This is a genomic window from Curtobacterium sp. BRD11 (assembly GCF_031844345.1).
GTDB lineage: Bacteria > Actinomycetota > Actinomycetes > Actinomycetales > Microbacteriaceae > Curtobacterium.
Genome location: NZ_JAUZUZ010000006.1, coordinates 131206 through 150707 on the forward strand (window position 1 = coordinate 131206; position 19502 = coordinate 150707).

23 protein-coding genes, 1 tRNA gene and 1 riboswitch are annotated in these 19502 nt (G+C 72.5%); of the genes, 14 read left to right on the forward strand and 10 right to left on the reverse strand.

The window, feature by feature from the left end; all coding sequences use genetic code 11:
• Nucleotides 1-93: 93 nt before the first annotated feature.
• The 3 genes from Q9R28_RS13840 to Q9R28_RS13850 all read left to right on the forward strand — a co-directional run bounded on the left by Q9R28_RS13840 (nt 94) and on the right by Q9R28_RS13850 (nt 882).
• Nucleotides 94-255 (forward strand): DUF2207 domain-containing protein, encoded by a 162-nt coding sequence (locus tag Q9R28_RS13840; protein WP_139197360.1) that lies wholly within the window; start codon nt 94-96, stop codon nt 253-255.
• A gap of 53 nt (nt 256-308) precedes the next feature.
• Nucleotides 309-381: transfer RNA gene (locus Q9R28_RS13845), tRNA-Lys, on the forward strand.
• Nucleotides 382-561: 180 nt separating this feature from the next.
• Nucleotides 562-882: a hypothetical protein gene (locus tag Q9R28_RS13850; RefSeq protein WP_066656746.1), complete on the forward strand. Its 321-nt coding sequence runs from the start codon at nt 562-564 to the stop codon at nt 880-882.
• 286 nt (nt 883-1168) lie between these two features.
• Here the strand turns inward: Q9R28_RS13850 and Q9R28_RS13855 are convergent, their stop codons facing one another.
• The gene (locus Q9R28_RS13855; protein ID WP_311206371.1) at nt 1169-2104 is read right to left on the reverse strand and encodes an aldose 1-epimerase family protein; all 936 of its coding nucleotides are present in this window, start codon (nt 2102-2104) and stop codon (nt 1169-1171) included.
• Entirely contained in the window at nt 2101-2952 is an 852-nt protein-coding gene (locus Q9R28_RS13860; RefSeq protein WP_066656748.1) for a DeoR/GlpR family DNA-binding transcription regulator, read from the reverse strand. The genes Q9R28_RS13855 and Q9R28_RS13860 overlap by 4 nt, the downstream gene beginning before the upstream one ends.
• A 64-nt stretch (nt 2953-3016) precedes the next feature.
• On the opposite strand from Q9R28_RS13860, the gene galT reads away from it, so the two are divergent.
• Complete coding sequence (galT, locus tag Q9R28_RS13865; RefSeq protein ID WP_251155251.1) at nt 3017-4114, forward strand: galactose-1-phosphate uridylyltransferase; 1098 nt, start codon at nt 3017-3019, stop codon at nt 4112-4114.
• Complete coding sequence (gene galK, locus Q9R28_RS13870) at nt 4111-5247, forward strand: galactokinase (RefSeq protein ID WP_311206372.1); 1137 nt, start codon at nt 4111-4113, stop codon at nt 5245-5247. The genes galT and galK overlap by 4 nt, the downstream gene beginning before the upstream one ends.
• 206 nt (nt 5248-5453) lie before the next feature.
• Here galK and Q9R28_RS13875 read toward each other — a convergent pair whose 3' ends face one another.
• The 3 genes from Q9R28_RS13875 to glyA all read right to left on the reverse strand — a co-directional run bounded on the left by Q9R28_RS13875 (nt 5454) and on the right by glyA (nt 8266).
• The gene (locus Q9R28_RS13875) at nt 5454-5903 is read right to left on the reverse strand and encodes a hypothetical protein (RefSeq protein ID WP_066656753.1); all 450 of its coding nucleotides are present in this window, start codon (nt 5901-5903) and stop codon (nt 5454-5456) included.
• 153 nt (nt 5904-6056) lie between these two features.
• Entirely contained in the window at nt 6057-6944 is an 888-nt protein-coding gene (locus Q9R28_RS13880) for a tetrahydrofolate dehydrogenase/cyclohydrolase catalytic domain-containing protein (RefSeq protein ID WP_396137167.1), read from the reverse strand.
• Between the two features lie 32 nt (nt 6945-6976).
• The gene (gene glyA, locus Q9R28_RS13885) at nt 6977-8266 is read right to left on the reverse strand and encodes a serine hydroxymethyltransferase (protein ID WP_396137166.1); all 1290 of its coding nucleotides are present in this window, start codon (nt 8264-8266) and stop codon (nt 6977-6979) included.
• A gap of 51 nt (nt 8267-8317) precedes the next feature.
• A riboswitch (ZMP/ZTP riboswitch) is annotated at nt 8318-8403 on the reverse strand.
• A 63-nt stretch (nt 8404-8466) separates the two neighbouring features.
• Between glyA and clpS the strand changes: the two genes are divergently transcribed.
• The 4 genes from clpS to Q9R28_RS13905 all read left to right on the forward strand — a co-directional run bounded on the left by clpS (nt 8467) and on the right by Q9R28_RS13905 (nt 11274).
• Entirely contained in the window at nt 8467-8766 is a 300-nt protein-coding gene (clpS, locus tag Q9R28_RS13890) for an ATP-dependent Clp protease adapter ClpS (protein WP_311206374.1), read from the forward strand.
• On the forward strand, nt 8763-9236 hold the full coding sequence (locus Q9R28_RS13895) for a DUF2017 family protein (protein WP_066656760.1): 474 nt from the start codon (nt 8763-8765) through the stop codon (nt 9234-9236). Before clpS ends, Q9R28_RS13895 begins: the two co-directional genes overlap by 4 nt.
• Before the next feature lie 183 nt (nt 9237-9419).
• Nucleotides 9420-9839: a MarR family winged helix-turn-helix transcriptional regulator gene (locus Q9R28_RS13900; protein ID WP_311206375.1), complete on the forward strand. Its 420-nt coding sequence runs from the start codon at nt 9420-9422 to the stop codon at nt 9837-9839.
• Nucleotides 9840-9960: 121 nt separating this feature from the next.
• Nucleotides 9961-11274 (forward strand): MFS transporter, encoded by a 1314-nt coding sequence (locus Q9R28_RS13905; protein ID WP_311206422.1) that lies wholly within the window; start codon nt 9961-9963, stop codon nt 11272-11274.
• 9 nt (nt 11275-11283) lie between these two features.
• Here Q9R28_RS13905 and Q9R28_RS13910 read toward each other — a convergent pair whose 3' ends face one another.
• Nucleotides 11284-11916, reverse strand: coding sequence for a nucleotidyl transferase AbiEii/AbiGii toxin family protein (locus Q9R28_RS13910; protein ID WP_251155245.1), 633 nt, complete (start codon nt 11914-11916; stop codon nt 11284-11286).
• 26 nt (nt 11917-11942) lie between these two features.
• Entirely contained in the window at nt 11943-12266 is a 324-nt protein-coding gene (locus tag Q9R28_RS13915) for a hypothetical protein (RefSeq protein ID WP_066656763.1), read from the reverse strand.
• A gap of 174 nt (nt 12267-12440) precedes the next feature.
• On the opposite strand from Q9R28_RS13915, the gene purU reads away from it, so the two are divergent.
• From purU to Q9R28_RS13935, 4 genes are all read left to right on the forward strand, one after another.
• Nucleotides 12441-13301, forward strand: coding sequence for a formyltetrahydrofolate deformylase (purU, locus tag Q9R28_RS13920; RefSeq protein WP_066656765.1), 861 nt, complete (start codon nt 12441-12443; stop codon nt 13299-13301).
• A gap of 7 nt (nt 13302-13308) precedes the next feature.
• Nucleotides 13309-13722, forward strand: coding sequence for a YrdB family protein (locus Q9R28_RS13925; RefSeq protein WP_311206376.1), 414 nt, complete (start codon nt 13309-13311; stop codon nt 13720-13722).
• Between the two features lie 92 nt (nt 13723-13814).
• On the forward strand, nt 13815-14966 hold the full coding sequence (nagA, locus tag Q9R28_RS13930) for an N-acetylglucosamine-6-phosphate deacetylase (RefSeq protein ID WP_396137168.1): 1152 nt from the start codon (nt 13815-13817) through the stop codon (nt 14964-14966).
• Between the two features lie 31 nt (nt 14967-14997).
• Nucleotides 14998-15399, forward strand: a complete 402-nt coding sequence (locus tag Q9R28_RS13935; protein ID WP_251155243.1) for a VOC family protein — start codon at nt 14998-15000, stop codon at nt 15397-15399.
• Between the two features lie 27 nt (nt 15400-15426).
• Here Q9R28_RS13935 and Q9R28_RS13940 read toward each other — a convergent pair whose 3' ends face one another.
• The 3 genes from Q9R28_RS13940 to Q9R28_RS13950 form a co-directional block, all read right to left on the reverse strand.
• On the reverse strand, nt 15427-16971 hold the full coding sequence (locus Q9R28_RS13940) for an alpha-L-fucosidase (RefSeq protein ID WP_311206377.1): 1545 nt from the start codon (nt 16969-16971) through the stop codon (nt 15427-15429).
• A gap of 83 nt (nt 16972-17054) precedes the next feature.
• The gene (locus Q9R28_RS13945) at nt 17055-17555 is read right to left on the reverse strand and encodes a hypothetical protein (protein ID WP_209685368.1); all 501 of its coding nucleotides are present in this window, start codon (nt 17553-17555) and stop codon (nt 17055-17057) included.
• A gap of 54 nt (nt 17556-17609) precedes the next feature.
• A complete protein-coding gene (locus tag Q9R28_RS13950) occupies nt 17610-18437 on the reverse strand; it encodes a helix-turn-helix transcriptional regulator (RefSeq protein ID WP_311206378.1) in 828 nt (275 codons plus the stop codon).
• 122 nt (nt 18438-18559) lie between these two features.
• Between Q9R28_RS13950 and Q9R28_RS13955 the strand changes: the two genes are divergently transcribed.
• Nucleotides 18560-19498 (forward strand): SDR family oxidoreductase, encoded by a 939-nt coding sequence (locus tag Q9R28_RS13955; RefSeq protein WP_311206379.1) that lies wholly within the window; start codon nt 18560-18562, stop codon nt 19496-19498.
• Nucleotides 19499-19502 lie beyond the last annotated feature (4 nt).

A 19502-nucleotide genomic window follows, 5' to 3' on the forward strand; every position in this document is an offset into this window, starting at 1 on the left:
GTCCCCCGTTCGCCACGAACGCAACGGGGCGCGCACGGGTACCGTGCTCCGGCAGGGAGGCACTCCTCCCGGACGTTGAGAAGAGGAGACTCCATGAACGCCCTGCTCGTCATCCTGGCCGTGATCGCGGTCGTCCTGCTGTTCGTCGGTGGCTTCACCGCGAGCCTCAAGTTCCTGCTGTGGGTCGGCATCGTGCTGCTCGTCATCGCGGTGGTCATGTGGCTCCTGCGGACGCTCACCGGGCGCCGCAGCTGACCGACAGCACTGGTTCTCGTCTGGAGGCCCTCACCCGCTAGCCTTGCGGGTGAGGGCCTCTAGCTCAGTTGGTAGAGCACCGGACTTTTAATCCGAGGGTCGTGGGTTCGAGCCCCACGGGGCCCACCTCCTCTTCCGTGAGACGCCTACCGGGGTACAACTCCGTCACAAGATGTTCATGGTGCGTCTTGTGCACAGTCCAGACCCTGTTCAGCGGTTTGCCTGCACAGCGCCGATAGTGTCGTTCCCGGTCCTGATCCACGGACCGAACAGGACCGCAGCACCAGAGAACGAACGGGGTACACCGTGACCGAGCCCATCGACGCCACGCAGGCCAGCACCACCGGTGACGCGCGCCGCATCGTCGAGCTCGCCGCAGCGACGAACACCACGATGAGCAACCAGCTCCTCCTCGACACCCTCCGCCGGAACGCCCGCGTCACCACGCGGCACATCCGCACCGACTTCGTCGAGGTCGCCACCGCCACCGCCGTCCTCGGCTACGTGTGCCGGCAGGGCAAGGAGTACACGGCCCTGCGCGGCGACGACCCGGCCTGGGCACAGGAGATCGGGCGCTACGGCACGGAGTCCCTCGCGGTCGAGGCGCTGCGCATGCGCCGCGCCTGACGCACCGGAAGCACGTACGACGAAGGCCGCCCCGGACGGGGCGGCCTTCGTCGTGTCCGGAGGTCTCGTGGTCGCTCACGTGCTGCGCATGCATCTCGCGTTCGCAGGTCTCGTGCCCGCCGTCCTGGTCGCACAACGTGCCGCCCGAGATCGTTCCGGTCGCACGACGTGCCGCTCGCCGAGGACCTGAGCGGCATGTCTCGCGACCAGGAACCACGACCGGGTCCGGCCGGGTCCGGGTGCGGGTCCGGATCCGGCAGAGCGGTCCCAGGCGAGACCGCGGCGCTCAGGACCAGACGCGGCGGATGCCCCAGGTGCCGGTCCACGACTCGTCGGGCTCGAGCCAGCGCAGGCCCTCGCCGGAGTTCAGGGCGTTCGCGGGCGCGGTCATCGGCTCCACCGCCACGGCGAGCCCGGTGCCGTCGCCGCGGGGGAACTCGCGGGACGTGAAGACCTGCACGTACGGGAACGACTCGTCCTGCCAGAGCTCGACGCCGTCGCCCTCCGGACCGTGCAGCGTCGTGCGGCGCACGCCGTGCTCGTCGGCGGCGACGTCCCGGTACGCGGTGTCGAGGTCGGCGTCCCCGGCGCGCTGCCCCGATCGCAGGTCGTAGGGCGTGCCTTCGACGGACACCGTGCCGTCCGGGATCTTGTGCTCGTCGACCGTGAACGCCGTGGCGGCGTCGAGCGTGACGACGAGGTCCTCGGCGGGGGTGTCACCCGCACGGAGGTACGGGTGGGCGCCGACCGCGAACGGAGCGCGGACGCCGGAGCGGTTGACGACGGTGTGGGTCACCCGGATCCCGTCGTCGACGAGCTCGTGGTGCACGCGGGTCTCGAGCGTGAAGGGCCAGCCGTGCTGCGGGTGGATCGTCGCCTGCTGTTCGATCGACGACCCGGTCTGCGACACCACGCGGTACGGCGAGAACCGCAGCAGCCCGTGCGAGGCGTTGCCGTACTTGGGCTCGGAGACGTCCAGCTGCTGCCGCTTCCCGTCGAGCTCCCAGACGGCACCGGCGACGCGGTTCGGCCACGGCACGAGCACGATGCCGTCGGCGCCCGGCGGCAGCGACGTCACCGGGAACGGCTCGGTCAGGTCGAACCCGGCGACCCGGAGCTCCCGGATCCCCGCGGCGACCTCGGTGACGACGGCCTCGACGACCCCGTCCGGTCCTGCGTGCCGGAGGTGGTACTGCCCTCCGGTGGGTGCTGCTGCGGTCATGGCTGCGACTTCCTTCCGTCTGGTGCTGCACGGCCGTCCTCGTCCGCCACGACCACCTCGACGCCGGCCGCCCGGATCGGAGCGACCGCGTCCGCCGTGACCCCGGCGGTGACGACGACGTCGATGTCCTCGAGCGGACGGACGACACCGAGGTGGGCCCGGCCGAACTTCGAGCCGTCCGCCACCACGACGGTACGCCGGGCCGCGGCGGCGAGCATCCGCTTCGCCTCGGTCTCGGGCAGGTTCACGTTCGTCAGGCCGTGCCCGACGTCGAGTCCGGTCCCCCCGAGGAACACCAGGTCGGCGGCGATCATCGGCAGCACGGCACCCATGAACGGCGCGACGAGGGAGTGCTGCAGTGGCCGGAGGGTGCCACCGGTGACGACGACGGTGAAGCGCGGGACCGCCCGCTCGAGCGCGAGTGCGGTGGTGAGCGAGTTCGTGACGACGGTGACGTCGACCAGGTCGGACCGCGCCACCAGGGCCTCCGCGACCGCCGCGGGCGTGGTGCCGACGTCGAGCACGACGCACTGCCCCGACCGGACCAGGTCGGCCGCAGCGCGGCCGATCGCGGCCTTCGCCACCTGGTGCTCGACGGCGGTCTCCTCGAAGGGGCGCTCGGTGGAACCGACCCCGAGGCGGACCGCACCGCCGCGCACCCGCCGGATGCGGGCCTCCTGGTCGAGCAGGGCGAGGTCCTGGCGGACGGTCACCTCGCTCGTGCCCAGCGCCGCCGCGAGGGCGGCGGTCCGGACCAGACCGGGCGCGCCCTCGACGATGGAGACGATGCGGTCCTGCCGCAGCGGCGCGGGCAGCGACCCGGCGAGGAAGGAGAGGTCGTCGTCCACGGCACGAGTTTCGCGCACTTACGGAGCCTTTCGCAACGCTTCACGAGCGCGGTAGGGTGGGTCGGTGATCACCAAGCGCGTGACGACGCTCGCCGACGGCCGCGAGCTCATCTACTTCGACGACGCCGACACGCAGCTGCCCGCCGAGCGCAGCATCGACCAGCGTGTCCTCGACCCCCGACCGGAGACGGCTCGGATGCGGCAGGACGTCCTGACCGGCGAGTGGGTGTCCATCGCGGCGAGCCGGCAGAACCGCGTGTTCCTGCCGCCGGCCGACCAGGACCCGCTCGCGCCGCAGACCGCCGCGAACCCGTCGGAGATCCCGAGCCGCTACGACGTCGCGGTGTTCGAGAACCGCTCGCCCTCGTTCGGACCCCTGCTCGAGGCCGAGGACGGCCCGGAGTCCCTCGAGTCCCTGTCCGACGTCGGGCTCAACCGCCAGCTCCGGAGCGTCGGTCGCTGCGAGGTCGTGTGCTTCTCCCCCGAGACGAGCGGCTCGTTCGCCTCCATCAGCGAGTCGCGCGCCCGCACCGTGGTCGAGGCCTGGGCGGACCGCACCGCGGCGCTGTCGGCGATGCCCGGCATCCAGCAGGTGTTCCCGTTCGAGAACCGGGGCGAGGCGATCGGCGTCACGCTGCACCACCCGCACGGGCAGATCTACTCGTACCCGTACGTCACGCCCCGCACGCAGCGGCTCCTCGCGTCGATCGAGCGCTTCGGTCCCGACCTGTTCGAGCAGCACCTCGCGAACGAGCGCGCCTCCGAGCGCGTGGTGCTGCAGGGCGAGCACTTCACCGCCTTCGTGCCGTTCGCAGCACGCTGGCCGATCGAGATCCACATGCTGCCGCACCGGCACGTCCCCGACTTCGCCGGCCTGACTGACGCCGAGAAGGACGAGCTGGCGCACATGCACCTGCGGCTCACCCGCGGGCTCGACGCGCTCTACGACACCCCGACGCCGTACATCGCCGCGTGGCACCAGGCGCCGGTGCACACCGCGCGGGACACCGTGCGGCTCATGCTGCAGATCACGTCCCCGCGTCGCGCGGCGGACAAGCTCAAGTTCCTGGCCGGCAGCGAGGCCGCCATGGGCGCCTGGATCGGGGACCTCGTGCCCGAGAAGGCGGCCGAGTTCATCCGAGGAGGGATCGAACGCGCATGACGTTCCAGCAGGTCTACGGGTACGAGCCGGCGGTGCGGTACTCCGCGCCCGGCCGCGTCAACCTGATCGGTGAGCACACCGACTACAACGACGGCTACGTGCTGCCGTTCGCGATCGACCGCCGGACGGTGGCGTCGATCGCGCAGCGCGACGACCGGCTGATCCGGGTCGCGTCGGCCTTCGAGCCGGACGCGGTGCACGAGCTCTCGCTCGACGCGCTGTCACCGGAGAACATGGAGGGCTGGTCTGCCTACGTGTTCGGCATCGCCTGGGCGCTCCGCGAGCAGGCCGGAGCCGACCTGTCCGACAAGACCGGCTTCGACGTCTTCATCGAGTCGGACGTCCCGGTCGGCGCCGGCCTGTCGTCGAGCGCCGCGATCGAGTGCGGCGTCGCGCTCGCCTTCACCGACCTGTGGGAGCTCGGCCTCGACCGCAAGGCACTCGCCCGCGTCGGGCAGTACTCCGAGAACCACGCCGTCGGCGCCCCGACCGGCATCATGGACCAGTCCGCCTCGTTGCTCGGTGAGCAGGACGCGGTCGTCTTCCTCGACTGCCGCACGCTCGACACCGCCGTGGTCGACCTCGCGCTCGAGGCGAACGGCCTCGAGGTCCTGGTCATCGACACCCGCGTCGAGCACGCCCACGCGACGGGCGGCTACAAGGCTAGGCGCGACTCGTGCGAGCGCGGCGCTGCGGCCATGGGCGTCGAGGCACTCCGCGACGTCGCCGTCGAGGACCTGCCCCGTGCACAGGAACTCCTCGACGACGAGACCTTCCGACGAGTCCGGCACATCGTGACCGAGGACCAGCGCGTCCTCGACACGGTGCGCACGCTCCGCGAGCAGGGTCCGCGCGCGATCGGCGAGCTGCTCGTCGCCTCGCACGCGTCGATGCGCGACGACTTCGAGATCTCGGTACCCGAGCTCGACCTGGCGGTCGAGACGGCGATGGCGCACGGCGCTGTCGGCGCGCGCATGACCGGTGGCGGCTTCGGCGGTGCGGCGATCGCGCTGGTCGACCGGGAGGCCCGTGGCGCGATCACGGACGCCGTCACGTCCGCCTTCACCTCGGCCGGGTACCGCGAGCCCACCGTGTTCACGGTGCACGCCGCGCAGGGCGCCCGGCGCGACTGACGCGCTGCGCGCGAAGCGCCGCGCCGCGCGCGGCGCCTCGCGCTTCCGCACAACCGGAAGCGGCTCGCGCCACGGAATCCCGTGGCGCGAGCCGCTTCTCGTTGTGCGGGAGCAGAACGGTCTGCAGCGAGCGCTGCGCGCCGCACGGCCACGAGCAGCCGACCGGCCCGCCGGCCCGCCGGCCCGCCGGCCCGCCGGCCCGCCGGTCAGCCTCCGTAGTCGGCGTACCGCGTCGTCTCGACGACGTTCCCGAGCACGAACGGGTGCGTCCGACCGTGCTCGACGGCCCACTGCACCCACGCCGTCTGCACGGGCATGAGCAGCCACACGGCCACGGTGACCCCGAGCACGCCGGCGAGGGTGAGTCCCATCACGGTGTGCTCGTCGAACCGGCTGGCGCCTCGGCGGGCGACCGCGACGGCGAACCCGACGAGGGCGATGCCGACGGTCAGGAGCGTCGTCCCGAGGGCCGGCGACGACCGGAAGTCGAACTCCTGCCCGGCGTGGACGAAGGTCGTGCTCCAGCTCGAGCCGGGCTGCTGGAACAGGATGCAGAGCACCACGATGAGGACCAGCCAGCGGGCGTCCTTCGTGAGCTGCGACGGCTCGGGCCGCGGGCGCAGCACCGGTTCGGTCAGCTGTCGTTCGTCCCCCATGGCGTGACCGTAGCACCGCGGGAGGCGCGTGGCGGGGGTGATCCGCGCCTCCCGTCCGAAGCCGCACACCGAGACTCGGCCGAGCGGACAGTTTCGTCCTGCACAGGGGACGGAAGTGTCCGCCTGGCCGAGTCTCGGTCGACCGGCCTCGCGCTACCGCAGGTGGCGCTCGGCGGCCTCGACGACGTTCTTCATGAGCATCGCGCGGGTCATCGGCCCGACCCCGCCGGGCGTGGGCGACAGGAACCCGGCGACGGACGCCACGGCGGGGTCGACGTCGCCGCGCAGCTTCGCCTTGCCCGTATCCGGGGAGACGACGCGGCTGATGCCGACGTCGATGACCGCAGCACCCGGCTTGACCCAGTCCGGCTGCACGAGCCCGGCGACCCCGGCCGCGGCGACGATGATGTCGGCGCGACGGCACTCGGCGGCGACGTCCTCGGTCAGCGAGTGCGTGAGGGTGGCGGTCGCCTCGAGCCGGGTGAGCAGCAGGCCGAGCGGACGACCGACCGTCAGGCCCTGCCCGATGATCGTCACGTGCTGCCCGCGGATCGGGACGTCGTAGGCCTCGAGCATCGCGACGATGCCCCGCGGGGTGCACGGCAGCGGGGCGTCGATCGTGCCGGCCCCACCGGGCACGGCGAGCACGAGCTCACCGAGGTTCGTCGGGTGCAGGCCGTCGGCGTCCTTCGCCGGGTTCATCAGCTCGAGCATCGGGATCGGGTCGATGCCCTGCGGCAGCGGGAGCTGCACGATGAACGCGGTGACCCGAGGGTCGTCGTTCATCTGCAGGATCGCGGCGCGGATGTCGGCAGCCGAAGCGGTCTCCGGGAGGTCGATGCGGACCGAGTCGAGCCCGATCTGTGCCGAGTCCTTGTGCTTGCCGGCGACGTACGACACCGACCCCGGGTTCGCGCCGACCATGATCGTGCCGAGCCCGGGCCGGAACCCGTGGTCGTGCAGGCGGTCGATGCGGACCTTCAGGTCGTCGAGCGTGCGCGCGGCGAGGGCGGTGCCGTCGATGCGGACGGCACTGCCCACCCCCGCCCAGCGCTCACGTGGGAGCGCGGCGCTCACGCGTACAGGGGGAACGCGTCGGTCAGGGCCTTCACCCGTGCCGAGAGCGCTGCGATGTCCGGGTTCGGCATGAGCGTCAGCGCGATGATGTCGGCCACCTCGGTGAACTCGGCGTCGCCGAAGCCGCGGGTCGCCAGCGCCGGGGTGCCGATGCGGACACCGGAGGTGACCATCGGCGGGCGCGGGTCGAAGGGGACGGAGTTGCGGTTCACGGTGATGCCGACCTCGTGCAGCAGGTCCTCGGCCTGCTTGCCGTCGACCTCGGACGCACGGAGGTCGACGAGCACCAGGTGCACGTCGGTGCCACCGGTGAGGACGTCGATGCCGGCGGCCTTCGCGTCGGGCTGCGTGAGCCGGTCCGCCAGCAGGCGGGCACCGCGCAGCGTGCGCTCCTGGCGGTCCTTGAACTCCGGCTGGCCGGCGAGCAGGAACGCGGTGGCCTTCGCCGCGATCACGTGCATGAGCGGACCGCCCTGCTGGCCCGGGAACACCGCGGAGTTCAGCTTCTTGAAGAGCGACTCCTCGTTGGACAGGATGATGCCCGAGCGGGGACCGGCGAGCGTCTTGTGCACCGTCGACGACACGACGTGGGCGTGCGGCAGGGGCGACGGGTGCAGGCCCGCGGCGACGAGCCCGGCGAAGTGCGCCATGTCCACCCAGAGCGTCGCGCCGACCTCGTCCGCGATCTCGCGGAACTTCGCGAAGTCGAGCTGGCGAGGGTACGCCGACCAGCCGGCGATGAGGACCTTCGGCTGGTGCTCGATGGCCTTCGCACGGATGTCGTCGTAGTCGACCTCGAACGTCTCCGGGTCGACGCCGTAGGACACCGCGTCGTAGATGCGGCCGGAGAAGTTGAGCTTCATGCCGTGCGTCAGGTGACCGCCGTGGGCGAGCTCGAGACCGAGGATCGTGTCCCCGGCGGAGGCGATGGCGTGCAGCACCGCGGCGTTCGCGCTCGCGCCGGAGTGGGGCTGCACGTTCGCGTAGGCGGCACCGAAGAGGGCCTTCGCCCGGTCGATGGCGAGCTGCTCGGCGACGTCGACGAACTCGCAGCCGCCGTAGTAGCGCTTGCCCGGGTAGCCTTCGGCGTACTTGTTCGTCAGGACGGAGCCCTGCGACTCGAGGACGGCGCGCGGGACGAAGTTCTCGGACGCGATCATCTCGAGGGTGTCGCGCTGGCGGCCGAGCTCGTTCTGCAGCACGGCGGCGATCTCGGGGTCGACCTCGGCGAGCGGGGCGTTGAACGTGGACTGCGCGGTGGCAGGCGTCAGATCGGTGATGGACACGGGACTCCTCGTTGTCTGAGTCGCCGCGCGGACGCGACGAGGTGGACGGGTGGGCGCGGCCCAGGCGTACGGCCGCGCTCCGTGTCAGGTGTCGCTCCCCGATGGTGACCCATCCAACGCCAGTCGCGACCCGTCGATCGTACCGAGCGCGCACGTTCGTGTCACCCTTGGGACATGCACCCGAGCATCCCCGTCGACGCATGACGCTGATCAGCCCCGACGTCGAGGAGCGCACCGACCTCGCCGCGCGCCTCGACGTGCCGTGGGTCACCGTGGTCTGGGACGACCCGGTGAACCTGATGTCCTACGTCGCCTACGTCTTCCAGAGCTACTTCGGCTTCTCGCACGCCCGCGCCGAGCGACTCATGCGCCAGGTGCACGACGACGGCCGGGCGATCGTCGCGACCGGCGCCCGCGAGGCCATGGAGCGCCACGTCGAGGCCATGCACGGCTACGGCCTGCAGGCCACCGTCGACCGCGCGGCGGGACCGGACGCGTGATCCCCTTCAGCCGGCGCCAGGACGGTGTGCACCTCGCCATGTCCGAGGGCGAGCGCGCCGTCCTCACGTCGCTCACCGAACAGCTGCAGCAGGTGCTCGGCGGTGACCTCGCGTCCGACCCCGTCGCCGCGCGGATGTTCCCGGACGCCTACCCGTCGGACACCGAGGCGAGCGACGAGTTCCGCCGTTGGACGCAGGCGGACCTGCTCACCCAGAAGACCGCGAACGCCGACGTCGTGCACGACTGGCTGACCGGTGCGCGGGACGGCGCGATGACCCCGCCGGACGAGCAGGCCTGGCTGCGGTGCCTCACCGACCTGCGGCTGACGATCGCGGAGCGGCTCGGCATCACCGACGCCGCGTCGGAGGAGGCCTCGTCCTCCGGGGACGCCGGCCTCGGCCTGCGCGACGTCTACGACTGGATCGGGTACGTGCAGGAACACCTCGTCACGACCCTCACCACCCGCTGACGGGACGGCCGGGAGGTGCGGCGCACGTCCCGCCTCGTCAACACCGGCCCGTCAGCTGGTCGCGGTGGTCGCGGTGGTCCCGGTGGTCGCGGTGGTCGCGCATCCGGGCGAACAACAGGGGTCGGCACCATCTGATCAGAAGGCAACCTTGCAAGGTGCCCTGTTCAGTCGTACTGTTCCACCGTGGAACCGATCGACACGCTCGCGGACGACCTGCTGACCCTGCACGGTCGCATCCGTCGCACGCTGCTCGCCGGGAAGGCCGACGAGGTCACCGCGTCCCAGACCGCCGCGCTCGGTCGGCTCCTGCGCCACGGCGAGAGCACCGTCGCCGACCTCGCGCGCGCCGAGGGGGTCCGCCCGCAGTCGATGGGCGCGACCGTGCAGGCCCTCGTCGACCTCGGGCTCGTCGAGCGTCGACCCGACCCGACGGACGGCCGCCGCACGCTCGTCCGTGCCACGGAGACGGGCTCCCGAGCCCGCGCCGACGCGTGGACCACCCGGACCCGGGTGCTCGCGGACCGTCTCGCCGCGCTGCCCGACGAGGACCGGGTGACGGTCGCGCGCGCCCTCGCGATCCTCACGCCGCTCACCGACGACTGACCCCAGGAAGAAGCCCACCACGTCCACGTCGACCTCCCCCGTCCCGACCGTCCCCGACGCCGGCACCACCGGTGGCAGCGGCTTCGGCCCGAAGCTCCTCGTCCCCGTCCTGGTCGGTCCGCTGCTCAACCCGATCAACACGACGATGGTGTCCGTCGCCCTCGCGCCGATCTCCCGCGACCTCGGCATCGGTGCCTCGCAGGCGATCTGGCTCGTCGCCGCGCTCTACCTGGCGAGCGCGGTCGCGCAGCCGACGATGGGCAAGCTCGCCGACCGGTTCGGCCCGAAGAAGGTCTTCCTCACCGGACTCGTGATCGTCGGCGTCGCCGGCGTCGTGCCCGAGGTGCTGACCGGGTTCGGCGGGGCGGTCGCCGCACGGGTGCTGATCGGGATCGGGACGTCGTCGGCGTACCCGGCCGCCCTCACCACCCTGCGGCAGCACTCCGCCAGGATCGGGAAGCCGACACCGCCGCTCGTGCTCGGGGCGCTCTCGATCACCTCGCTGGTCTCCGCTGCGGCCGGGCCGCCCCTCGGCGGCGCACTGATCGCGGCGTTCGGCTGGCACGCGATCTTCCTGGTGAACGTCCCGCTCGCCGTGTTCGGCCTCGTCGTCGCCGCGATGTGGCTGCCGTCCGACCGGCTCCGACCCCGTGACGCCGAGCAGCTGCCGGTCCGGACCGCGCTCGACCCGCTCGGCATGGTGCTCATGACCGGCGCGGTGTCGGCGCTCCTGGTGTTCCTGCTCGACCTCGGCGCCGGACTCTGGTGGCTGCTCGCGGTCGCCGTCGTGCTGCTCGTGGCGCTCGTGCTCTGGGAGCTGCGCGCGACGAAGCCCTTCGTCGACGTCCGCCTGCTCGTCCGGAACGGCGCGCTGTCCCGCACCTACGCGCGGCTGTTCCTGACCTACCTGCTCGCCTACACGATGACGTACGGGTTCTCGCAGTGGGTGCAGGACGTCGCGGGCTACCCGAGCGACGTCGCCGGGTACCTGCAGCTCCCGGCAGCCGTCGTCGCCGGGGTGGTGTCGTTCATGGTCGCCCGCCGCACCGCCGTCCGCCGGCCGCTCGTCGTCGCGGCGCTCGTCCCCCTGGTCGGCGCCGGGCTCCTGCTCCTGCTGCACGCCGGGTCGCCGCTCGTGCTGCTGCTCGTCGTACCGGCGCTGTTCGGGGTGCCCCAGGCGCTGGCGTCGGTGTCGAACCAGGCGGCGCTGTACAAGGTGGTGCCCTCGGAGTACATCGGTACCGCCGCCGGACTGTCGCGCACGAGCATCTACATCGGCGCGATCGCGGCGTCCTCGCTGATCGGCGGGGTGTTCGGCCAGGCCCCGACCACGCCGGACCTGCACGTGCTCGCGTGGGTGATGCTCGGCGTCGGCGTGCTGCTCAGCGTGCTGACGCTCGCAGACCGGGCGCTGGCGCGGGCGGACCGGCGCTGACGTGGCGCGTCAGTGCTCGGCGCCGATCGCCGCTTCGATCTGGTCGGCCCAGTCGGTCAGCCTCCGCTCGACACCCGCCAACTCGGCGGGGGTCACGCCGTACTCACGCACACGCCGCGAACCGATCCTCCGCACCTGTCGGAGCGCCTCGGCGAAGAGCTGTCGATCGAAGCCGTCGTCGTGTTCGGCTGCGCCGTCGAGGAGCTCGGCGTCCGAGAACCTCCCGCTCCGGCGGATCGCGTCGACGTCGAGGTAGTCTCGCGCTTCCGCACGCGAGAACAAGGCTGCAACCTTGTTCGACACCGCGTCGTACTCGTCGAGCACCGGGCCGAGGGCGAGCACGACGGGTTGCCGAGCGCGCCAGTCGACTCCCAGGTCGACCTCGACCACCTCACCATCGAGCGTGACCCGCAGCCTGGCGAAGAGCTCGAAGCGTCTGGCGACGGTGACGACGAAGCCCTCGGAGGCGAGCTGCGCGATGACATCGCCGAGAGCGCGCTCGAACCCACCTGCGTCCCGTCGGTCGGTGAAGAGGTCCACATCAGCAGTGGGGCGAGCCGTGAACCCGTGCTCACGGATGGCACCCGACCCTGCCAGTGCGAACCCGGAGTCGTCGGTCGCGGCGAGGGCGATCGACGCCACGCGTCGCTGCATCGCCTCGCTCGCGATCACGAGACGAGTTCGGGGAACCGGCTCTCCCACGCACGTCGGATCCGGACGGGCAGGAAGAGCCGCGACCACCATCGCCGGAGGACCGCCGGACTGACCAGGGCCTGGACGTCAGCAAGCGTGCCCTCACGCAGGGTTGCTTCGTACGCCTTCGCGACATCGTCCCAGTGGGCCAGGTCGACGACCGGGTCGGGCCCCCAGTACACCGTGTCGGGGAGCCGGAGCGAGCCCTCGGCCGGGCCCGTGAGATCGTCCAAGCTGGCGGGCACGGCGAAGCCGCGCGTGGCCTGGGTGCGGACCCGCACCGCTGAGTCGATCGTCATCGCACCCTCCCCTCTCCAGGGTACCGATGCCCCCCACGACAGGACCAGCCCCTGTGGACGCGGCGCCCGGGGGTCAGCCCCGGCCTGTCGGCGACGTGGGCCGCACGTCGGACGCGCCACGGGCCTCCCGGCCGAACCGCCGGAACGCCGGAGCGCCCCGGTACCCTGATCTCCGTGACCGCCCCGAACCCCACGCACTGGACCCTCACGCTCGTCTGCGACGACCAGCCCGGGATCGTGCACGCCGTCTCCGGAGCCGTGGTCGCGGCGAACGGCAACATCACCGAGTCGCAGCAGTTCTCGAGCGCCGACACGAACTCGTTCTTCATGCGCCTGCAGGTCATGGCGCCGGTCGACCGCGAGACGTTCGAGCAGGCCCTCGCACCCGTCGTCGAGCGCTACGGCATGCGGGTCCAGCTCGACGTGGTCGGGCGTCCGATGCGCACCCTGGTGCTCGTGTCGAAGGCCGGGCACTGCCTGAACGACCTGCTCTACCGGCAGCGCGGCGGCCAGCTGCCGATCGAGGTCCCCCTCGTGCTGTCGAACCACGCCGACCTGTCCGGGCTGGCGGCGTTCTACTCCGTGCCGTTCGAGCACCGACCGGTCACCGACGCGGACGCGAAGCGGGCGATGGAGCAGCGGATCCTCGAGGCCGTCGAGGAGCACGACATCGAACTCGTCGTCCTCGCCCGCTACATGCAGATCCTGTCGCCGGAGCTGTGCGCCGCGCTCGAGGGCCGCGCCGTCAACATCCACCACTCGTTCCTGCCCGGCTTCAAGGGCGCCAACCCGTACCGGCAGGCGCACGCGCGCGGCGTCAAGCTCATCGGTGCGACGGCGCACTTCGTGACGAGCGACCTCGACGAGGGCCCGATCATCGAGCAGAACGTCGTCCGGGTCGACCACACGAAGGAGCCCGCCGAGCTGGTCTCGATCGGCCAGGACGAGGAGTCCCGGACGCTGACGCAGGCGGTGCGCTGGATCGCGGAGGACCGCGTCCTCCTCGACGGCGCCCGCACGATCATCTTCAGGTAGGCACCGCATGACGAACGCACCGCAGAGCCCCGTCGACTGGGGCGACGTCCCGCCGCCCACGGACCCGGCACCCGCACGCCGCCGGGCCTCCGTCTCCGGCTGGACGGTGCTGCGCGTGCTCGTGTGCGCGTTCGGGCTGCTGTCACTGGCGTACTGGGGCTACCTCGCGTGGCCGTTCCCGTTCCCGGGGGTGCTGTTCATGGTCGGGGCACCGGTGTTCGCCGCGGTCGTCTGGTTCCTCTTCCGTTCGCCGCGCTCGCCGATCGACACCGACGTGGTGGGCAAGGTGGTCGTCGAGACCGCGCTGGTCATCGCGGCCGGCGGCGCCTGGGTGTCGCTCGGGCACCCGGTGGTCGGGTTGGTCTTCGTGCTGGTCGCGGCGCTCTCCGGCGTGGTCGCGTTCCGGCGGGAGACGGCGTGAGCTCCGGGTCAGCGTCGGTGTCCGGCCTCGGCTCCGGGTCCGGGTCCGGCTCCGGGTCCGGGTCCGGGTCCGGGTCCGGGTCCGGCTCCGGTCTGGAGGCGCGGCGCACGCTGGTCCGAGCCGGTCGGCTGGTCGACGCGGCCGGTTCCACGGCCGACGGCTGGGTCCTGCTCGCCGGCGACGTGATCGAAGCGGTCGGCTCCGGCGCCGACGCGCCCAGCGCCCCGGACGTGGTCGACCTCGGCGACGCCGTCCTGACGCCCGGGTTCATCGACCTGCACGGGCACGGTGGTGGCGGCGCGGCCTACGAGGACGACACCTTCGACGCGGCGCTCGCCGTGCACCGGATGCACGGGACGACCCGTTCGGTCCTGTCCCTCGTCGCGAACCCCTCGGCAGCGCTCGCGACGTCGCTCGAGCGCATCCGCACCGTCGCCGCGACGGACCCGCTCGTGCTCGGCGCGCACCTGGAGGGGCCGTTCCTCTCCCCCGACAACAGGGGCGCCCACAACGCCGCCCACCTGGTCGATCCGTCGCCGGCGGCCGTGGACGCCCTGCTCGACGCGGGTGCCGGGGTCCTGCGGCAGGTCACGATCGCGCCCGAGCTGCCGGGAGCGCTGGACGCCGTCCGCCGCTTCGTCGACGCCGGGGTCACCGTCGCCGTCGGACACACCGTCTGCTCGTACGACCAGGCCCGGGCGGCCTTCGACGCCGGTGCCACCGTGCTCACCCACGCGTGCAACGCCATGCCGGGGTTGCACCACCGGGCGCCGGGTCCGATCGCCGCGGCGACCGAGGACGACCGCGTGACGCTCGAGCTCATCCTCGACGGTGTGCACGTGCACCCCGCCGTCGCCCGCGTGCTGCTCCGTGCGGCGCCGGGGCGCGTCGCACTGATCACCGACGCGATGGCCGCGGCCGGGTCGCCCGACGGCTCCTACGCGCTCGGGTCGCTGACGGTGGACGTGGTGGACGGCGTCGCGCGCGTCGCCGGGACGGACACGATCGCGGGTTCGACGCTGACGCAGGACGCGGCGCTGCGGCTCGCCGTGTCGGCCGCCGGAGCGTCGCTGCCCGAGGCGGTCGCGGCGCTGACGAGCGTGCCGGCAGCGGCGCTCGGGCTCGGGGACCGGCTGGGCCGGGTCGCGCCCGGGTACGCCGCGGACCTCGTGGCGCTCTCCCCCGCGCTCGAGGTGCAGCGGGTGTGGGGCGCCGGTCGGGAGCTGGTGCCCGCCAGGTCTTGACCCGGGCGGCGCGCGGCGGGACCATCTCCGCATGGCGCTCTACGTCTCCTGCCCGGTCGAGAGCGTCGAGCGCGCCACCGCGTTCTACAGGGCCCTCGGGTGGACCATCGACCCGCGGATGTCGCGGGACGACGTCGCGTGCGTCGTGTTCGGGACCGACCAGTACCTGATGCTCAGCAGCCGCGAGGCCTACGCGAGCGTCGGCGGCACGGAGGACCTGGTGGGTGGACCGGGCACCCCGTCGAAGGTCACGCTCTCGTTCGACCTCGACAGCCGACAGGCCGTCGACGAGCTGGTCGAGCGGGCCCGCGCTGCCGGCGGGCGGATCGGGGACACCGACGAGTACCCGTTCATGTACCAGCGGCAGTTCGACGACCCGGACGGGTACCACTGGTCGCCGTTCTGGATGCACCCCGACACCGCCGGCGCGTGACCTCGTCCGCGCGCTCCCGCCGGACGGTCACTGGTGCAGGAAGTCCTGACGGGGCTGCTCCTGCTCCGGCGCGAAGCGGATCCGCAGCACGGGTCCGCTGTCCTCGGTCGTGGAGCCGCTGACCTCCACCTCGAGGGCGTCCGGGGTCCGGTCCCACCGCGTGACGGTCCCGGAGCCGAGCACCGCGACATCGCTGATCGTGCGGGTGAGGAGCGCCGACGCCGACCCGAGCGACCGCAGTCGTACGACGCCGTCGTCGGGCCGGGCGAGCAGGACCGCGTAGAGGGAGTCGCCCGTGACGTCGTGCCGCACGGTGTACCGGACGTCCTCCGCCGTGTACGCCGGAGCGGCAGCGTCGACGAACGACCCGGCGGTCACCGCGGTCGGTCCCTCGGACGGTACGGTCCAGGGCCGGGTGCCGTAGATCGCCTCGCCGTGCAGGCCGAGCCAGTGCCCGATGCCCTCGAGCAGGCGCTGCTCCTCGACCGGGATCGTGCCGTCCGGCTTCGGGCCGACGTTGAGCAGCAGGACCCCGCGCTTCGCGACGACGTCGACGAGCTCGGCGACGAGTTCGCGCACGCTCTTGTACTCGTGCCCCTCGACCCAGCACCAGGAGGTCCGTGACACCGACGTGTCGTTCTGCCACACGGTCGGCTCGGTGCCCGCCACGGCTCCGCGCTCGATGTCGTAGACCGCGGTGCCGGGCGCGAAGGCTCCCCACTTGTAGTTGATGACGACCTCGCGTCCCCACTCGGCCGCCCGGTTGTAGTAGTACGCGGCGAGGGTCTGCAGCACCGGGGCGAACGCCGGTTGCTCGATCCACCAGTCGAACCAGAGCACCTGCGGCCGGTACTTCTCGATGACCTCGACGGTGCGCAGGAGCCAGTCCTCGAGGAACCGCTCGTTCGGAGCCGTCTCCTCACGCTGCGCGGGACCGTAGAAGTCCGACCACCGCGGGTCGAGCACGTCGGAGTCGAACCGGGCACCGCCGTTCATGAAGAACCAGTGCTCGGCACGGTGCGACGAGGCACCGCGGACCATCCAGGCCTCGTCGACCGCTCGGGAGAGGTCGCCGAAGACGTCGCGCCGTGGCCCCATCCGTGCGGCACTCCAGCGGGACCGGTCCGTGTCGTACATCGCGAACCCGTCGTGGTGCTCAGCGACGGGCACGACGAACTGCGCACCCGCACGACGGAACAGCGCTGCCCACGCGGCCGGGTCGAAGTGCTCCATCGTGAACGACGGGATGAAGTCCTTGTACCCGAAGTCGCGGTGCTCGCCGTGGGTCGCGACGTGGTGGTCGAAGGCCTCGGTGCCCTGCCGGTACATCTCGCGGGAGTACCACTCGTTGCCGAACGCCGGGACGGAGTACACGCCCCAGTGCAGGAAGACCCCGAACTTGGCGTCCTCGTACCAGCGTGGAGGCTCGTAGGCGGCCAGGGACGCCCACGTCGCGTCGAAGGGTCCGGCGGCGACGACCTCGTGCACGGCACGCATCGCCTCGGTGTTGTCGCTGACGTCGACCGGCTCCGGGAGCGACTCCGGGTCGAGCGGTCCGTGGCGGTCCGGCATGGGGCACTCCTTCGTGCGTCGGATGCGGTCCCCCACTTCTACCGGTCGAGTTCGGGAGTCGGGTGGGTCACGGATGCCGGCGGTCAGGGCAGCCGGACGACGACCTCGGCGGTCGAGGGCCCACCGCACTGCTCGGACCCGCCGTGCCGCACCCACGTGAAGTGGACGCCGCGCTCGACGAGCACCCGGCCGTCCGCGCCGAGGACCGCCACGTGCCCGCGCCCCGCGGTGTCCGGCGAGGTCGGCACGGACCACACGTCCCCGTCGCGTTCGACCATGGGGAGCACTGCCGTCGGCGCCGTGCCGTCCGGCAGTGTCCCGACCGCTGGCGCGCCCGGTGTGGCTTCCCCAGGGGCGGTCGGCACGGCTGGTTCGGGCGGCACCCCGGGCGTGCAGTCCGGGCCCTGGCAGACGACGATGCCCGCGACGCCGGACGCCGGGTCCGCGGAACCCGGGACCTCGACGGCGACGGTGTCGGTCCAACCGATCGCCGTGCACGCCGTCGGCCCGATGCCGGCGCAGCCGGTCGTCACGAGCACCAGCACGGCCGATGCCGTGGCGAGTCCCCTCGTCCCCCGACGCATGCGTCCATCGTCACCGATCGATCGCGGACGGGTGGTCACGATCCGGCGACGGTGTCAGGCCGCGACGACGGACAGCAGCCGGAGTCGGTCGTGGCTCTCGGTCCCGGGGACGGCGGTGTAGACGAGCAGCACGTGCGCCTGCTCCGGGTCGAGGAGCACCTGGCAGTGCAGCTCGAGTCGGCCGACCTCCGGGTGGTCGTAGCGCTTGACGGTCCCCGGGACGAGGCCGACCTCCTGCCGGTCCCACAGCGTCCGGAACTCGTCGGAGCGTTGCAGGAGCTCGTCCGCGAGCCGCGCTGCCCGGGACCCGGGACCGCGCCGGGTCGCGACCTCACGCAGTGACGACACGTACAGCCGCGCGGTGGTGTCGCGGTCCTCCGGCGGGAAGAGGTCCCGCGCACCCGGTTCGGTGAACCAGCGCCAGCCGATCGAGCGCGACGGCCCCTGCCGCTGGCTCGCGTCCCCGAACAGTGCGGCGGCGAGCGGCGTCTGCAGGAGCGTCTCGCCGAGTTCCGTGACGACCTCGGCCGGCGTGTCCACCAGGCGGTCGAAGATGCGCATCATGCCCGGGCCCACGTGGTCCGAGCCCGCGCCGGACTCCGGCGGTCGGTGCCCGGCGAGGCGGAAGACGTGGTCGCGTTCCGCCCGGCTCAGGTGGAGCCCCTGCGCGATCGCGGCGACCATCTGCTCGGAGGGCTGCGGACCGGTGCCCCGTTCGAGCCGGGCGTAGTAGTCCGGGGACATGTGGCAGACCGCCGCGACCTCCTCGCGGCGCAGCCCGGAGGTCCGGCGCCGCTGTCCCGGCAGGAGGCCGACGTCGGACGGTTGCAGGGCCTCCCGGCGTCCGCGGAGGAAGGCGCCGAGCGCCGGTCGATCGATCACGGGCCCATCCTCGCCGGTCCGCGTCCTCCGCAGCCACGGTCCGTCAGGTCCTGGTTGCGGTCCGGTCGCCGACGCAGGCTGGCACCAGCCCGACGACGGGCGACGATCCCGAGGAGACCACCGTGCCGACACGACCCATCGACATCACCCTGCCGCGACTGGACGGCACCCGCGCCGTCGTCACCGGTGCGAGCGACGGCATCGGCCTGGGCATCGCGACGGCACTCGCGGGCGCCGGCGCCACGGTCGTGCTCCCCGTGCGCAACCCGAGCAAGGGCGAGGCCGCACGCATCCGGGTGCTCCGCGAACACCCGGACGCCGACGTGCAGCTCGGCGCGATGGACCTGTCGTCCCTCGCCTCGGTGGACGCGTTCGCGGAGTCGATGCGGTCGGCCGGTCAGCCGGTCGGCCTGCTCGTGGGCAACGCCGGGGTCATGACCCCACCCGAGCGGCAGACCACGGCCGACGGCTTCGAGCTGCAGCTCGGCACGAACCACCTCGGACACGTCGCACTCGTCCGCGGACTCCTGCCGCTGCTCCGTGCGGCGCGCGGCCACGTCACGTCGCAGATCAGCATCGTCGCGCGCAGCGGCGCCGTGCACTGGGAGGACCCGAACTGGGAGCGGAGCTACGACGGGATGCGCGCGTACCGGCAGTCGAAGATCGCGTTCGGCCTGTTCGGGCTCGAGCTCGCCCGACGGAGCGCCGACCGCGGATGGGGCATCACGAGCAACCTCGCGCACCCCGGGGTCGCGCCGACGAGCCTGCTCGCCGCGCGCCCGGAGCTCGGTCGGAGCGGCGACACCCCGCAGGTCCGGGTGATCCGCTGGTTGTCCGCTCGGGGCCTGCTCGTCGGGACCCCGAGGACCGCCGGGTTGCCGGCGCTCGTCGCAGCCACCGACCCGGCCGTGCGGGACGGCGGGTTCGTGGGTCCGACGGGTGCCGGCGGTGTCGGCGGAGCGCCCGGACGGACGCCGCTGTGGAAGCCACTGCGCAGTGCTGAGGACGCCCGACGCGTGTGGAAGCTGTCCGAGGAGCTGCTCGGCACGTCGGTCGCGTGACGTC